The organism is Streptomyces misionensis, from assembly GCF_007896895.1.
In the GTDB taxonomy this organism is placed as follows: Bacteria; Actinomycetota; Actinomycetes; order Streptomycetales; family Streptomycetaceae; genus Streptomyces; species Streptomyces misionensis_A.
In genome coordinates this window covers 88526-103462 of sequence record NZ_VOGW01000035.1, presented here as the reverse complement: position 1 = coordinate 103462, position 14937 = coordinate 88526, and the positions used below count along the sequence as shown (strand labels likewise).

Below are 14937 nucleotides of genomic sequence, written 5' to 3'. Positions count from 1 at the left end.
ACCCCGCATGGTGGGGCCCCCGCGATGGTGCGACATTGGGGGGAGACTGTCCGACGAGGGTCATCCTGGAGGGCCGATGGGACGTGACGTCCCGGCGCTCGTGTTCACCCGCGAGGACCGCCGACGGTACCGGATCAAGATGCAGGAGTGCCTGGACGCGTTCGCGAAGATGCTGCGGGAGGAACGGTTCGAGTCCGAGCGCCCGCAGGTCGGTCTGGAGATCGAACTGAATCTGGTGGACGGGGACGCCGAGCCGGCCATGCGCAACAGCGCCGTGCTGGACGCGATCTCCGACCCCGCCTGGGCCACCGAGTTGGGCCGGTTCAACCTGGAGATCAACGTGCCGCCGCGGCGGCTGACGGCGGGCGGTCCGGACGCCTGGGAATCGGAGATCCGCGCCGCTCTGGACCACGCCGACGAGCGGGCCCGTTCCGTCGGCGCCCGGCTGATCATGGTCGGCATCCTGCCCACCCTGGAACAGAAGGACATCGGCGAGGAGACCCTGTCGGAGAACCCCCGCTACCGGCTGCTCAACGACCAGGTGTTCGCGGCCCGCGGCGAGGATCTGCGCATCGAGGTGGACGGCGTCGACCGGCTGCGTACCTACGCGGACAGCATCACTCCGGAGGCCGCCTGCACCAGCACCCAGTTCCACCTCCAGGTCTCCCCCGAGGAGTTCGCCGGGTACTGGAACGCCGCGCAGGCCATCGCCGGCATCCAGGTCGCGCTCGCGGCGAACGCGCCCTTCCTGTTCGGCAAGGAGCTGTGGCACGAGACCCGCATCCCGCTGTTCGAGCAGGCCACGGACACCCGCCCGCAGGAGATCAAGGTGCAGGGCGTACGGCCCCGGGTGTGGTTCGGGGAGCGGTGGATCAACAGCGTCTTCGATCTGTTCGAGGAGAACCTGCGCTACTTCCCGGCCCTGCTCCCCCTGTGCGACGAGCAGGACCCGGCGGAGACGCTGGACCGCGGCGACGTCCCCGAACTCGGCGAACTCACCCTGCACAACGGCACGATCTACCGCTGGAACCGCCCCGTGTACGCCGTCTCCCACGACCGTCCGCACATCCGTGTGGAGAACCGGGTGCTGCCCGCCGGGCCGACCGTCGCCGACACCCTCGCCAACGGCGCCTTCTACTACGGGCTCACCCGGGCGCTGGTGGAGGAGGACCGTCCGGTGTGGTCGCGGATGTCCTTCCAGGCCGCCGAGGACAATCTGCACACCGCCGCCCGGCACGGCATCGACGCGCTGCTGTACTGGCCGGGGGTGGGCGAGGTGACCGTGTCCGAGCTGGTGCTGCGCCGGCTGCTGCCGCTCGCCCACCGCGGCCTCGAACTCTCCGGGATGGACGAGGCGTGGCGGGAGCCGCTGCTCGGGATCATCGAGCAGCGCTGCGTGGCGGGCCGCAACGGGGCCGTGTGGCAGAAGGAGGTGTTCCACCGCATCGTGGACACCACGCACGCCGGCCGGCACGAGGCGCTGCGCCGGATGACCCAGCTGTACATCGACTACATGCACCTCAACGCCCCGGTGCACACCTGGCCCGTCGACTGAGCACCGGCGTCCCGGCCGTTCACGCCAGGACGAGCACCAGCGGAACCCCCCGGCACGGCACCAGCCGCAGCTCGCCGTGCGCCCCGGTCCGCGCGCCGCCGAGGAGCAGTTCCCCGAAGTCGGGTCCCCTGGTGAGGGAGCCGGCCAGGTGCGCGGGGTCCGCGGAGGCGGCCACCCGGCCGCGGGCGTTCACCAGATGGGCGGGGCGCGCGAGGTGCCGCAGCAGCGGGAGCACGGCCGCCTCGAAGTGCCGCAGGTACACGTCCGCGGCGGCCACCCCGGCGAACTCGCCCCGGACGTGCACCGGTTCGGACAGCGTGAGGCTGTACTCGTCGGAGCAGAGATAGTCCACGTACGGTCCGGCCACGGCCCGCCGCCCGGTGTCGCGGGGCAGCGCGAACCAGTCCCAGTGGGTGTAGTCGGAGTACGCCGAGCGGCCGGGGTCGAGGTCCGGCAACAGGGGCCGTATGCCGCCGTCGGCACCGCGCTGCCACCACTCCAGCCAGGCGGGCACATCGGCGAGCAGTCCGGGCGCGGCGACGAAACCGGCACCGGAGACCAGCTCCCCGTCGGCGAGGCGCCGGTGCAGGGCCGGGCGGAGGGCGGCGAGGTCGGCTCCGGCCGGCCGGCGGCCCTCCTCGGTCACCCGGCTGAGCACGGCGGCCGTGTCGGCGCGGGTGGCGGCGACCGCCTCGAAGACGGTCTCCAGGACGCCGCCCACCCGCTCGGCCACCCACAGCGCCGTATCCGTGCCGGGCGCGGCGAGCCCGGGGCTGACGCCCATGTGTCCTCCAGCGGACGGTGACCGGACGCGGCGCGGTCAGAGAGTGAGGCGTACGGCGACGAGCCGCGCCGTCGACTCCCTGACGCACCGCTCGGCCAGCGGACCGGCCGTTTCGTGGGCCCCATCCTGCACGGAGCGCAGCAGTGCGCGCTGCCGGTCCGCAACTTCTTCACGATATGCGGGGTCGGCCAGGACCAGGCAGAGCAGTGCGCCCACCTCGCCCTGGAGCGCGACCTGTTCACGGGTGAGGCGCGCGGACTGGGCGGCGGCGGCGAGTTCGACGTGGAAGCGGCCGTACAGGCGGCTGCGGGCGGGGACGTCCGCCGCCTGGCCCAACGCGTCGGCGGTGCGCCTGAGTTGGTGCAGGTCCTCGGGTTCGGTGCGCTGGGCGGCGAGCCGGGCGGCGGCGCCGGACAGGGCGGCCCAGTGGTCGCCGAGGTCGCGCAGTTCCTCGGTGCTCCAGCCGCGCAGCCGGGACCGGAGCCGGTCCTCGGCGGGCACGTCGGGCAGCGCGACGAAGCTGCCCCCGCCGCGGCCCCGGCGGGTGATGACCAGGCCCTGCTGGCGCAGTGCCATGAGCGCCTCCCGCAGGGTGACGGTGGAGACGCCGAGCCGGCCCGCGAGTTCGGTCTCGCCCGGCAGTTGTTCGCCGTCGGCGAGGAGGCCCAGTTCTATCGCGTCGCCGAGCCGGCGGACGACCGTGTCCACACGGGCCCGGTTGTCCACCGGGCTGAAGACGGCGCCGCGGGCACCGCCGTCCCTCTGGTCCTGCCCCACGGTCATCACCTCGTGCGTTGACTCAAGCTTTACCCCAACGGGCTCTTGAGTTGAGAACTATGACTTCATATGTTTGCCGTCAACGTACAGGGCGCCAGAAAGGTTCCCCCATGGAGGGAATTGCGATCCGGCTACAGGACCTGCGCAAGTCGTTCGGCGGGACGACCGCCGTGGCGGGGGTCGATCTGGAGATCAGGGACGGCGAGTTCTTCTCGATGCTCGGACCGTCCGGCTCCGGGAAGACCACGGTGCTGCGGCTCGTCGCCGGGTTCGAGACGCCCGACGGGGGCCGGATCGAGCTGGCCGGCCAGGAGGTCACCGGGCTCGCCCCGTTCGAACGGGACGTGCACACCGTCTTCCAGGACTACGCGCTCTTCCCGCACATGACGGTCGAGCAGAACGTGGCCTACGCGCTGAAGATCCGCAAGGTGCCGAAGGCCCGGCGCCTGGCCCGGGCCCGCGAGGCGCTCGCCGAGGTACGCCTCGAGGGCTACGGCGGGCGGCGGCCCGCCCAGCTGTCCGGCGGGCAGCGGCAGCGCGTCGCGCTCGCCCGCGCCCTCGTCGGCCGGCCCCGCGTCCTGCTGCTCGACGAGCCGCTCGGCGCCCTCGACCTGAAGCTGCGCGAACAGATGCAGACCGAACTCAAGGCGATACAGCGGGAGGTGGGCATCACCTTCGTGTTCGTCACCCACGACCAGGAGGAGGCGCTGACCATGAGCGACCGGATCGCGGTGTTCGAGCAGGGCCGCATCGCCCAGGTCGGCACGCCCGCGGAGATCTACGAACGTCCGGCCACGCCCTTCGTCGCCTCGTTCGTCGGCACCTCCAACCTGCTGGACGGCGAGGTGGCCCACCGGGTCGCCGGCGCCCCCGGCACCTACAACATCCGCCCGGAGAAGATCCGTGTCCTGAAGGAGTCCGCGGAGGCGGACGAGCCGGAGCACGCCACCGTCACCGGTACCGTCGCGGACGCCGTCTACCTCGGCGACACCACCCGCTTCCTGGTCGACCTCGACGGCGGCGGCCGGCTCACCGCGGTGCAGCAGAACCTGGAGACCTCCGCCGAGGACGTCGCCGCCTACCGGGGCAGCCGGGTCCGCCTCCAGTGGCACCGCCGCCACGCCGTCCGACTGCCCTCCTGACCCCCCACCTCTTGGAGAAACGCCGTGCGCCTCACCCGAACCCTGCGCGCCGCCGCCTGCGCCGGCGCCGCGCTGCTGCTCGCCGCCGCCTGCGACTCCTCCGGCTCCGCCTCCTCCAGCGGCCTGAACCCGCCCGATCTGAAGGCCCCGACGAAGCTCGGCAGGACCGAGGGGCAGGTCGATCTGATCGCCTGGGCCGGCTATGTCGAGGACGGCTCCAACGACCCGAGGGTGAACTGGGTCGGCGACTTCGAGAAGCAGACGGGCTGCCAGGTCCGCTCCAAGGTCGCCGCCAGCTCGGACGAGATGGTCAAGCTGATGAAGACCGGCGAGTACGACGCCGTCTCCGCCTCCGGCGACGCCTCCCTGCGCCTGATCGCCTCGGGTGACGCGGCCCCCGTCAACACCGATCTGGTGCCCAACTACAAGGACGTCTTCAGCGGGCTGAAGAACGGCGCGTGGAACTCCGTCGACGGGAAGATGTACGGCATCCCGCACGGCCGGGGCGCCAACCTGCTGATGTACAACACCCAGAAGGTCAGGCCCGCGCCCACCTCCTGGTCGGCGGTCTTCGACCGGGCCTCGGCGTACAAGGGGCATGTCACGGCGTACGACTCGCCGATCTACATCGCCGACGCGGCCCTGTACCTCAAGGCCACCAGGCCGGAGCTGAAGATCAAGGACCCCTACGCGCTGGACCAGAAGCAGTTCGACGCCGCCGTGGCGCTGCTGAAGCGGCAGAACGCCGACATCGGGGAGTACTGGGGCGACTACCTCAAGGAGGTGTCGGCCTTCAAGAGCGGTGACTCGGTCGTCGGCACCACCTGGCAGGTGATCGCCAACCTCGCCGCCTCCGAGGGCGCCAAGGTCAAGGCGCTGGTGCCGAAGGAGGGTTCGACCGGATGGTCCGACACCTGGATGGTCTCCAGCAAGGCCAAGCACCCCAACTGCGCCTACAAATGGCTGAACTGGATCGTCTCCCCCAAGGTCAACGCGGAGGTCGCCGAGTACTTCGGGGAGGCCCCCGCCAACTCCAAGGCGTGCGCGCAGACCAAGGACCGCGGCTTCTGCTCGGTCTACCACGCGGCCGACGAGAACTACTGGAAGCGGATCGCCTTCTGGAACACGCCCATCGAGCAGTGCCTGGACGGCCGTACCGACGTGAAGTGCGTGCCGTACGCGAAGTGGGTGCAGGCCTGGACCGAGATCAAGGGCTGAGCCGTGGCGAGCGAAGCGACGAGCGCCGCCCGGCCGGGCACCGTCCGCCGGCTCGCCGGGGCGCTGCACCGCCGGCCCCGGCTGCGGCTCACCCTGCTGCTCACCGCGCCGCTGCTGTGGCTGGCCGTGCTCTATCTCGGCTCGCTGGCGGTGCTGTTCGCCTCCGCCTTCTGGACCACCGACTCCTTCACCTCCCAGGTGGTGAAGGTCTGGTCGACGGACAACTTCCACCAGCTGGTGACGGTGCCGGTGTTCCGCGAGGTGATCGTGCGCAGCGTGGGCGTGGCGCTCGCGGTGACCGTGCTGTGCGCGCTGATCGCCTTCCCGGTCGCCTTCTACACCGCGCGGGTGGCCCCGCCGCGCCGGCGTCCGCTGCTGGTGGTGGCCATCCTCACCCCGCTGTGGGCGAGCTACCTGGTCAAGGTGTACGCCTGGCGGCTCATACTGTCGCACGGCGGGCTCGCCGACTGGCTGCTCGCGCCGTTCGGGCTCAGCGGCCCCGGGTTCGGGCTGCCGGCCACGGTGCTCACCCTGACGTACCTGTGGCTGCCGTACATGATCCTGCCGATCCACACCGCGCTCGAACAGCTGCCGGCGCAGCTGCTCGACGCGTCGGCGGACCTCGGGGCCCGCGCGGGGCGCACCTTCCGCTCGGTGGTGCTGCCGATGGTGCTGCCGTCGGTCGCCGCGGGTTCGGTGTTCACCTTCTCGCTGAGCCTCGGCGACTACATCACCGTGCAGATCGTCGGCGGCAAGACGCAGCTGATCGGCAATCTCGTGTACTCCAACATCGAGTTGAACCTGCCGATGGCCGCCGCGCTCGGCACGGTCCCGGTGGTGGTGATCGTCGTCTATCTGCTGGCGATCCGCCGTACGGGCGCCCTGAACAGTCTGTGACCGGTCCCCCGGAGAGGATGAGCGACGTGCATCTTGGCCGCAGTGCCCGCATCGCCCTGCGCATCGGCGCCGGGATCGGATTCGCGGTGATCTACGTCCCGTTGCTGCTGGTCCTCGTCAACTCCCTGAACCCGGACCGCAGCGCGAGCTGGCCGCCGCCGGGGCTGACCGGGCGCTGGTGGTCGGCGGCCGTGCACGACGCCGGCGCCCGGCACGCCCTGTGGGTGTCGGTGAAGGCGGGGCTCGGGGCCACGGCGATCGCGCTCGTCCTCGGCACGCTGATCGCGTTCGCCGTGGCCCGGCACCGCTTCTTCGGGCGCGGCACGGTGTCGTTCATAGTGGTGCTGCCGATCGCACTGCCCGGCATCGTCACGGGCATCGCCCTCAACTCGGCCTTCGGCACGGTGCTCCGGCCGCTCGGTGTGGGACTCGGGCTGTTCACGGTGATCGTCGGGCATGCCACGTTCTGCATCGTCGTGGTGTTCAACAACGTGGTGGCGCGGCTGCGGCGCACGACCACGTCGTACGAGGAGGCGGCGATGGACCTCGGCGCCCACACGTTCCGCGCCTTCGTGGACGTCACCTTCCCGCTGGTGCGCTCGGCGCTGCTGGCGGGCGCGCTGCTCTCCTTCGCGCTCTCCTTCGACGAGGTGGTGGTCACCACCTTCACCGCGGGACCCGGCGTCGAGACGCTGCCCATCTGGATCTTCGGCAACATGACGCGCCCTCAGCAGGCGCCGGTGGTCAATGTGGTGGCCGCGGTCCTGGTGCTGGTGTCGGTGGTGCCGATCTATCTCGCCCAGCGGCTGTCGGCGGACACGGCGACCTCCAGCCGGGTGTGAGCCGGGCCCGGACACGCGCGGACGGCGGCCGGTCCGGGCGTGCCGGGCGGGTCGGTGGAACCCTGCGGCCATGACCAACCCTCCCAGCGTGAACAGCTATGTCGACCGGGTCACCGCGGGGCCCGGCGGGGCGATGACCGACGAGGTCGGCGTGCTCACCGGTGAGCTCACCGTGGCGACGGTCCTGCGGTCGGACGGCCGCAGCGCGCGCGTCGCCGTCCAGCGCTTCGGCGGCGACACCTGGTACACCCTGACCGGCAGTCCGGCCCCGGTGCCCGCCGGACAGCTCGCCGCCTACCACCGGGACCTGCTGGGCCGTATCCGCCGAGGCGGCGGCACCCGCGCGACCTGACGGTCCATCAATCCAGGGCTCTCCTGGCTCCGTTGACTGTTTCACGACAAGGCAAAAAGGATGCTCCCGCACCTTGACCGGGGTTTGGTCCAGACCAATCATGGCCTAGACCAATAGCCCCGGCCGGGCTCCACCGTGCGACACCCCCGCTCGATCGACTGTCGTTCGCTATCCGGGAGTACCCGATGACACGTCCGAGATCCGTACGCGCCCTGCTCACCGGCGTGGCCACCCTGGCCGCGTCGGCGGGGCTCGCCCTGGGGATCGGGGGCACCGCGCAAGCGGCGACCCCGCTGCCCGCGCACGTCTTCGCGCCCTACTTCGAGGCCTACAACGGCGACAGCCCCGCCGCCCTCGCCCAGTCCTCCGGCGCCAAGTACCTGACCATGGCCTTTCTCCAGACCGAGAAGAAGGGCTCCTGCACGCCGTACTGGAACGGTGACACCGGCACCCCCGTCGCCTCCTCGGTCTTCGGCTCCGACTTCACCACCATCCGCTCGCGCGGCGGCGACGTGATCCCCTCGCTCGGCGGGTACGCGGCCGACAACGGCGGCACGGAGATCGCGGACAGCTGCACCAACGTCGACTCCATCGCCGCCGCCTACGAGAAGATCATCACCACCTACGACGTCTCCCGCCTGGACATGGACATCGAGGACAACTCGCTGACCAACCAGGCCGGCATCGACCGCCGCAACCAGGCGATCAAGAAGGTGCAGGACTGGGCCGCCGCCAACGGGCGCTCGGTGCAGTTCTCCTACACCCTGCCGACCACGACGAGCGGCCTGGCCGACAGCGGGCTCGCCGTGCTGCGCAGCGCCAAGAGCGCGGGCGCCAAGGTGGACGTCGTCAACATCATGACGTTCGACTATTACGACGGCGCCACCCACCACATGGCCACCGACACCCAGACGGCCGCGACCGGACTGCACGACCAGCTGGCCTCGCTCTACCCGAACCTGTCGGACAGCCAGCTGTGGAACACGATCGGCGTCACCGAGATGCCCGGCATCGACGACTACGGGCCGGCCGAGACGTTCACCACGGCCGACGCCACGGCGGTGTACAACTGGGCGGTGTCCAAGGGCCTGAACACCCTCTCCTTCTGGGCCCTCCAGCGCGACAACGGCGGCTGCCCCGGCACCGGCGGCTCCGACACCTGCTCCGGGATCAGCCAGGACACCTGGTACTTCTCGCACACCTTCGCGCCGTTCTCGGGCGGTACGACCACCCCGCCGGCCAACGACTTCTCGGTCTCCGTCTCCCCCGCCACCGCCTCGGTCGACCCCGGCGGCTCCACGACGGCGTCCGTGAAGACCTCGGTGACCTCGGGCAGCGCGCAGTCCGTGGACCTGGCGGTCAGTGGCGCGCCGAGCGGGGTGACGGCGACCCTCAGCCCGACCTCGGTCACCGCAGGCGCCGCCTCCACGCTCACCGTGAAGACGGCCGCCTCCACCGCGCCGGGCAGCTACCAGCTGACCGTCACCGGCACGGCGGGATCGGCCAAGCACAGCTCCACCTTCACCCTGACCGTCAACGGAACCGGCGGCGGCACGCCCACGGCCCTGGCCAACGGTGACTTCGAGAGCGGTTCGCTGACGCCCTGGACCTGCGACAGCGGCGCCTCGGTGGTCTCCTCCCCGGTGCACGGCGGCAGCCACGCCCTGAAGACCGACGCGACCTCCTCGTCGACCGGCCAGTGCGCCCAGACCCTCACCCTCAAGCCGAACACGTCGTACACCCTGCAGGGCTGGGTGCAGGGCTCGTACGCCTACCTCGGTGTGAGCGGTGGCGCGACGGCCAGCACCTGGACCTCCTCCTCGTCCTGGCAGAAGCTGACGGTGCCGTTCACCACCGGCTCCTCCGGCACGGTCACCGTGTACGTGCACGGCTGGTACGGCCAGGGCACGGTCTACGCCGACGACCTCGCCGTCTCCTGACCCCTGCGGCGGCCGAGCCTGCCCGGTGTGACCGCACCGGGTGGGCTCGGCCCTCGTACGACCGGCTCATGAGGCGACCGCCCGGCTCGCTTCCGTAGGCTGAAGGGGCCCGAGGCCCCTTCGGTGCAGGCGGGAGACAGGGTCGTGATCGAACTGGCCGCGGCGTTCGCCGTGGCGGGCGCGGCGAGCAACGCCGTGGGCACCGCGTTCCAGCGCAAGGCCGCCTCCGCGAGCAGCCGCGGCGGAATCCGGCTGCTCGCGGAGCTGGTGCGCCGGCCCGTGTGGGTGCTGGGCATGGCCGGCGTGGTCGGCGCGGCCCTGTTCCAGAGCCTGGCCCTGGTCAACGGCCCGCTGGCACTGGTCCAGCCGCTGTTCATCCTCGAACTGCCCTTCGCGCTGCTGATCGCCGCTCCGCTGATGCACCGGCGGCTGCCGCACTGGGGCTGGTGGGGTGTGGCGGGCTGTGTGCTGGGGCTGGCGATGCTGCTGGTCGCGGCCGCGCCGCACGGAGCGCTCGAACAGGCCCCGCTCAGCCGGTGGATCCCGGCGCTGTGCCTGTGCGTCGGCGCGATGGCGGCCTGCGTGCTGCTGGCCACCCCCGGACGCCCGGCGACCCGGCGCGCCGCGCTGCTGGCGGCCGCCTCCGCCACCGGCAACGCGCTGACCGCCGCGCTGCTGAAGTCGGCCTCGGGCACCTTCGCCGACCAGGGCTTCCTGGCGTTCCTTCGCTCCTGGCAGACCTACGGCTTCGCGCTCGCCGGGGTGGCCGCGGTGCTGCTGCTGGAGAACGCGCTCCAGGCGGGCCCGCTGGTCGCGGCCCAGCCCGCGCTGACCATCGGCGACGCGATGGTGAGCCTCGTGCTGGGCATCGCCCTGCTCCAGGAGCAGGTGCGCACGGGCTGGTGGCTGGTGCCGGAGGCGTGCGGGGCGCTGCTGATCGTGGCGGGCGTGCTGGTGCTGAGCCGGGCCGTGCAGCACATCACGGTCGTCCCGGACACCACGGCGCGGGGGGAGGAGGCCGCCGGGTGAACGGCGGCGGGACGCGCCGGGTCAGCTCGGGCGCACCAGCCGTACGTCGTCCACACCGAGCAGGCCGAGCAGGGGGACCTTGGCGACCCGCTGGGCGGGATCGACCACCAGCCCTGCGCCCCGGACCAGGTCGAGGAGGAGTTCGGCGAGCGGCATGACCATGTGCCGGCCCCAGCAGCGCTCCGAGGAGTGGCCGAAGGGCAGATAGCCGGGGGTGTCCTCGGGGTCGAGGTGGTCCCAGCGTTCGGGGCGGAAGGCGTCGGGGTCGTCCCACAGGGCCGGGTCGCGGTGGGAGAGCAGGGGCAGCAGCAGGACGTCGTCCTCGGTGCCTATCCTGCCGTCGATCGCCGGGTACTCGGGCGAGGCGTTGCGCAGCAGGTTCCAGGAGGGCGGCAGCAGGCGCAGCGACTCCAGGATGATGTTGCGGTTCGGGGTGCCCTCGTCGAAGGGCGAGCCCAGCCAGAGCGCGTTGGCCACCAAGGTGGAGACGGTGAAGCAGACCGGGGCGGCCGCCCTGCGGTACATGCCCATCGCGTAGCGGCGTTCCTGGTAGCCCTCGGCCCGCGCGGTGCGCTCGGCGAGTTTGGTGAGCCGGTCGCCGGGGCGGGGCCAGCCGGGCAGGGCGGCGCCGACCGCGATCACCGACCAGGTGAGCTTGGGGGTGAGTTCGAGGGTGCGGCTCATCAGCATGCGCAGCCGCCGGGGGTCCCGGCCGAGGATGAGGTCGCGCAGGAAGAGGTGGCCGGTCAGCGGCCAGGAGCCGGTGAGGTCGACGTTCTCGGGCACCGGTCCGGCCAGGGCCTCGCGCACGTCGTCGCCGATGGTGCGGGTGATCCGGGAGGCCTCGGCGCGGGTGATGGACCGGCCCTGGAGCGGCTTGAAGGTGGGGCGTTCGGTCTCGGTGGCCCGGCGCGCGGCGAGGATGCGGTCGGCGACCTCGGGTCCGGCGACGCCGATGGTGTCGGGTTCCAGCCGGAAGAGGTCCTGGCCCAGGTGGTCGCGGATGAGCGCGGCGAGCCGCGGGTGGAGCACGGTGGTGCGCGTGAGCGCTGCGGAGGACGGCGACGGCGGCATGGCTGGCGCTCCGATGCGACGGCGGGGGCGAGGGGGGTTCGCGCGGCGGCGGAACAGCGTTGCCCGGCCGGCTCGCACGAAGCACGGCCGGACAACGATGTCAAGCACGGTACGTGGCTGCGATGCGCCGTCAGTACCAGATGTACCAGGCGCTCGCCTTGAGGCTCTTGCCGGCCGCGACCTTGTTGCGGATGGAGAAGAGAAGCTTCATCTCTGCACCTCCTTTCGGGATGGGCGGGTGACGCGCGTCCTCCCGGGGCGGGCCCATGAAGATCACGTGTCGGCGACTCCCGGAAACTTCCCTCACCCATCCACCGAATAATCCCGGCCGAACGCAACGAACGCTCCAGGTAACCACTTTCGGTCATTCTTCTGTCATCGGTGCTCCGACTTGACTGGATATCGCAACAAGCGGATACCGAGCCGGTCGTCACCCCTTCCACACTGATGGCAGGCCGCGCCGATCGTTCGGATGCCGGACGGCGCGGTGACGAGAGCGGACGCCCGGCGGTACGCCGCCGGGCGACTCCACGCTCAACAGAATGGCTGGATGTGTACATGCTGAACGGGCACCTCCCGGCACCCCGTCACCTCTTGACGCCCTTTTACGCACCACGCCGCGTTAAATGCCCCGTTTCATAGGCTTATCTTCCTTATCGTGCGAGGTGTCGTGCACGACGATCAGGGAGGCGATGGCGTGACGGCACAGGGAATCAGCCGCCGGAGCGTGGCGCGCCTGGGCCTCGGTGCCGGTCTCGGCGCCGCCGTCGGCGCGCTGACCGGGTGCAGCCGGGACGGATGGGGGTTCGGCTCCTCGGGACCCGGCGGACAGCGGCAGGCGCCGCGGCTGATCGGTGACGGCTCGACGGCGTACACCGGGCGGCAGCCGAACCAGCCGGACGCGCCCACCCCGCTCGAACCGGGCGAGACACCACCGCAGTTCGTGGTGTTCTCCTGGGACGGCGCGGGCGAACTCGGCACCGGGCTCTTCCCGCGCTTCCTGGAACTGGCCCGCGCCCACGACGCCCGGATGACCTTCTTCCTGTCCGGTCTGTACCTGCTGCCGGAGGACAAGAAGCGGCTGTACCGGCCGCCGAACAACCCGGTCGGCGCCTCGGACATCGGCTACCTCACCGACGCGCACATCCGGCAGACCCTGAAGTGCGTCCGCGAGGCCTGGCTCGACGGGCACGAGATCGGCACGCACTTCAACGGGCACTTCTGCGAGGGCTCCGGGTCGGTGGCCGACTGGACCCCGGCGCAGTGGCACTCGGAGATCGAGCAGGCCCGGTCGTTCGTCACGTCCTGGCGGACCAACACCGGCTGGCACGACGAGCCGCCGCTGCCCTTCGACTACGACAAGGAACTCGTGGGCGGCCGCACCCCCTGCCTGCTCGGCCAGGAGAACCTGCTGCCCGCCGCCCGGCGGCTGGGCTGGCGTTACGACGCCTCGTCGCCGGGCGGGGTGCAGCGCTGGCCGCGCAAACGGGAGGGGCTGTGGGATCTGCCGCTGCAGAGCATCCCGTTCCCCGGGCGCAGCTTCGAAGTGCTGTCCATGGACTGGAACATGCTGGCCAACCAGTCGCAGAACTCGACGCGCGCGCCGTCGTACAACTACCCCTACTGGCGCGCCCAGACGTCCCAGGCGTACATGGCCGGCTTCGACCGGGCGTACGAGACGAACCGGGCACCGCTGTTCATCGGCAACCACTTCGAGCAGTGGAACGGCGGCATCTACATGGACGCGGTCGAGGAGGCGCTGCGGCAGATCGCCGGGCGGCCGGAGGTACGGCTGGTCTCCTTCCGGCAGTTCACCGACTGGCTCGACGCCCAGGACCCGGCGATCCTCACGCTGCTGCGCACCCTGGAGGTCGGCGAGAAGCCGGCGGGCGGCTGGAGTTCGTTCCTGCGCCCGGCCAAGCGGGGCTGAGCCGGCGTCACCTCGCCGGGGGGCGGGCGTACACCTCGATCTCGATCTTCATCCGCGGATCGGCGAGGCCGCACTCCATCATGGTGGCGGCCGGGCGGACCTCGCCGAAGCAGGCCCGCAGCACCGGCCAGCAGGGCTCGAAGTCCGCGCGGTCGGGCAGCAGATAGCGCACCCGCACCACGTCGGCGAAGCCGCACTCCGCCTCGGCCAGCGCCGCCCCGATGTTGCGCAGGCACTGCTCGGCCTGTGCCACCACGTCGTCCGGAATGGTCATGGTGGTGTAGTCGAACCCGGTGGTCCCGGACACGTGCACCCAGTCGCCGTCGACCACGGCCCGGGCGTAACCGATCTGCTCCTCGAAGGCCGAACCACCGAGGATCGCGCGTCGCTCCGTCATGACCGGAACGCTAGGCGGCCGGGCGCCGCCGCGTCCAACCGCGCTCAGCCGGGCGCGGTCATGTGCTGGGTGCCGACGACCGCCAGCAGCCGCAGGGCCTGCTCGGAGGACGAGCCGGGAACGGCGGTGTAGATGACGACCTGCTGGTCGCGGTCGGTCAGTTCGAGCGCGTCGCAGGCGACGGTGACCGGTCCGACCAGCGGGTGCCGGAAGGTCTTGCTCAGCGTCGGCTCGGCGTCCACCTCGTGAGAGGCCCACAGCCGGGCGAACTCCTCGCTGCCGGCGCCCAGTTCACGAATCAGACCGCTCACCTCGGGGTCGTCCGGGTAGCGGGCGGCGGCACCGCGCAGACGGCGCACCGCGTGACGGCGGAACTCCGCGGCGTCGGACACCCCGTACAGGCTCGGGCCCTCGTCGTGCGGGCTCGGGCCCTCGTCGTGCGGGCCGAGGAAGGCGCGGCGGGCCAGATTGCGGTCGCGGCGCGGCAGGGCCGAGAAGTCCTCCATGAGGGCGGCGGCCAGGTCGTTCCAGGCGAGCACCTCCAGGGTGGCCGAGGTGACGAAGGCGGCGGAGCCCGGCAGCCGGTGCACCAGGTCGAGGATGCTCTGGCGCACCTCGCGCGGGGGGCCGGGCGCGAGGCTCGGCGGGGCGCCCGCCAGCTCGTGCAGATGGCCGCGTTCGGCGTCCGTCAGCCGCAGGGCCCGGGCCAGCCCGGACAGTACCTCGCGGGAGGGGCGCGGGCCGCGGGCCTGTTCGAGGCGGGTGTAGTACTCGGCCGAGATGAACGCCAGCGCGGCCACCTCCTCGCGGCGCAGCCCCGGTGTGCGTCGGCGCGGTCCGACGGGCAGGCCGACGTCGGCCGGTCCGATCCGCTCGCGCCTGCTGCGCAGGAAGGCGCCCAGTTCCACTCTGTCCACCCCACCAGTGTGCCGGTGCCGCGGACGGTCGATCCAGGTACACCTGGTACCTGGATCGGCCCCGCCGGCAGGCGCAGGCTGGA

At 71.6% G+C, this 14937-nt stretch carries 15 protein-coding genes; 9 read left to right on the top strand and 6 right to left on the bottom strand.

Going from position 1 to position 14937, the window contains the following annotated elements; translation table 11 throughout:
* The first annotated feature begins 76 nt into the window (after positions 1-76).
* Positions 77-1555 carry a glutamate-cysteine ligase family protein gene (locus FRZ03_RS06150; RefSeq protein ID WP_146464098.1) on the top strand — a complete coding sequence of 493 codons (1479 nt, stop codon included), beginning with the start codon at positions 77-79 and terminating at the stop codon, positions 1553-1555.
* Between the two features lie 19 nt (positions 1556-1574).
* On the opposite strand, the gene FRZ03_RS06145 is transcribed toward FRZ03_RS06150, so the two are convergent.
* Both FRZ03_RS06145 and FRZ03_RS06140 read right to left on the bottom strand, forming a co-directional pair.
* A complete protein-coding gene (locus FRZ03_RS06145; RefSeq protein ID WP_146464097.1) occupies positions 1575-2339 on the bottom strand; it encodes a cache domain-containing protein in 765 nt (254 codons plus the stop codon).
* Between the two features lie 36 nt (positions 2340-2375).
* Positions 2376-3116: a FadR/GntR family transcriptional regulator gene (locus tag FRZ03_RS06140; protein WP_146464096.1), complete on the bottom strand. Its 741-nt coding sequence runs from the start codon at positions 3114-3116 to the stop codon at positions 2376-2378.
* A 110-nt stretch (positions 3117-3226) separates the two neighbouring features.
* On the opposite strand from FRZ03_RS06140, the gene FRZ03_RS06135 reads away from it, so the two are divergent.
* The 7 genes from FRZ03_RS06135 (at position 3227) to FRZ03_RS06105 (ending at position 10536) form a co-directional block, all read left to right on the top strand.
* Positions 3227-4258 carry an ABC transporter ATP-binding protein gene (locus FRZ03_RS06135; RefSeq protein WP_146464095.1) on the top strand — a complete coding sequence of 344 codons (1032 nt, stop codon included), beginning with the start codon at positions 3227-3229 and terminating at the stop codon, positions 4256-4258.
* Positions 4259-4282: 24 nt separating this feature from the next.
* Positions 4283-5476 (top strand): ABC transporter substrate-binding protein, encoded by a 1194-nt coding sequence (locus FRZ03_RS06130; protein WP_146464094.1) that lies wholly within the window; start codon positions 4283-4285, stop codon positions 5474-5476.
* 3 nt (positions 5477-5479) lie between these two features.
* Positions 5480-6373, top strand: coding sequence for an ABC transporter permease (locus tag FRZ03_RS06125; protein WP_146464093.1), 894 nt, complete (start codon positions 5480-5482; stop codon positions 6371-6373).
* 26 nt (positions 6374-6399) lie between these two features.
* On the top strand, positions 6400-7215 hold the full coding sequence (locus FRZ03_RS06120; protein ID WP_146464116.1) for an ABC transporter permease: 816 nt from the start codon (positions 6400-6402) through the stop codon (positions 7213-7215).
* Between the two features lie 70 nt (positions 7216-7285).
* On the top strand, positions 7286-7567 hold the full coding sequence (locus FRZ03_RS06115) for a hypothetical protein (protein ID WP_146464092.1): 282 nt from the start codon (positions 7286-7288) through the stop codon (positions 7565-7567).
* A 185-nt stretch (positions 7568-7752) separates the two neighbouring features.
* Entirely contained in the window at positions 7753-9507 is a 1755-nt protein-coding gene (locus FRZ03_RS06110) for a carbohydrate binding domain-containing protein (protein ID WP_146464091.1), read from the top strand.
* Positions 9508-9651: 144 nt separating this feature from the next.
* Positions 9652-10536, top strand: coding sequence for a DMT family transporter (locus FRZ03_RS06105; RefSeq protein WP_146464090.1), 885 nt, complete (start codon positions 9652-9654; stop codon positions 10534-10536).
* A gap of 21 nt (positions 10537-10557) precedes the next feature.
* Here the strand turns inward: FRZ03_RS06105 and FRZ03_RS06100 are convergent, their stop codons facing one another.
* Complete coding sequence (locus FRZ03_RS06100) at positions 10558-11610, bottom strand: cytochrome P450 (protein ID WP_146464089.1); 1053 nt, start codon at positions 11608-11610, stop codon at positions 10558-10560.
* A 130-nt stretch (positions 11611-11740) separates the two neighbouring features.
* Positions 11741-11878, bottom strand: a complete 138-nt coding sequence (locus FRZ03_RS38830; RefSeq protein ID WP_239697892.1) for a tryptorubin family RiPP precursor — start codon at positions 11876-11878, stop codon at positions 11741-11743.
* A 429-nt stretch (positions 11879-12307) separates the two neighbouring features.
* Here FRZ03_RS38830 and FRZ03_RS06095 point away from each other — a divergent pair, with 429 nt between their 5' ends.
* Positions 12308-13540: a polysaccharide deacetylase family protein gene (locus tag FRZ03_RS06095; protein ID WP_261398613.1), complete on the top strand. Its 1233-nt coding sequence runs from the start codon at positions 12308-12310 to the stop codon at positions 13538-13540.
* A gap of 7 nt (positions 13541-13547) precedes the next feature.
* On the opposite strand, the gene FRZ03_RS06090 is transcribed toward FRZ03_RS06095, so the two are convergent.
* Positions 13548-13937: a RidA family protein gene (locus FRZ03_RS06090; RefSeq protein ID WP_146464088.1), complete on the bottom strand. Its 390-nt coding sequence runs from the start codon at positions 13935-13937 to the stop codon at positions 13548-13550.
* A 44-nt stretch (positions 13938-13981) separates the two neighbouring features.
* Positions 13982-14854, bottom strand: a complete 873-nt coding sequence (locus FRZ03_RS06085) for a helix-turn-helix transcriptional regulator (RefSeq protein WP_146464087.1) — start codon at positions 14852-14854, stop codon at positions 13982-13984.
* Positions 14855-14937 lie beyond the last annotated feature (83 nt).

Excerpts from the sequence above, each read along its gene's own strand:
- FRZ03_RS06150 (WP_146464098.1), top strand. The coding sequence starts at position 77 with ATGGGACGTGACGTCCCGGCGCTCGTGTTCACCCGCGAGGACCGCCGA.
- FRZ03_RS06145 (WP_146464097.1), bottom strand. The coding sequence starts at position 2,339 with ATGGGCGTCAGCCCCGGGCTCGCCGCGCCCGGCACGGATACGGCGCTG.
- FRZ03_RS06135 (WP_146464095.1), top strand. The coding sequence starts at position 3,227 with ATGGAGGGAATTGCGATCCGGCTACAGGACCTGCGCAAGTCGTTCGGC.
- FRZ03_RS06115 (WP_146464092.1), top strand. The coding sequence starts at position 7,286 with ATGACCAACCCTCCCAGCGTGAACAGCTATGTCGACCGGGTCACCGCG.
- FRZ03_RS06110 (WP_146464091.1), top strand. The coding sequence starts at position 7,753 with ATGACACGTCCGAGATCCGTACGCGCCCTGCTCACCGGCGTGGCCACC.
- FRZ03_RS06100 (WP_146464089.1), bottom strand. The coding sequence starts at position 11,610 with ATGCCGCCGTCGCCGTCCTCCGCAGCGCTCACGCGCACCACCGTGCTC.
- FRZ03_RS38830 (WP_239697892.1), bottom strand. The coding sequence starts at position 11,878 with ATGGGCCCGCCCCGGGAGGACGCGCGTCACCCGCCCATCCCGAAAGGA.
- FRZ03_RS06090 (WP_146464088.1), bottom strand. The coding sequence starts at position 13,937 with ATGACGGAGCGACGCGCGATCCTCGGTGGTTCGGCCTTCGAGGAGCAG.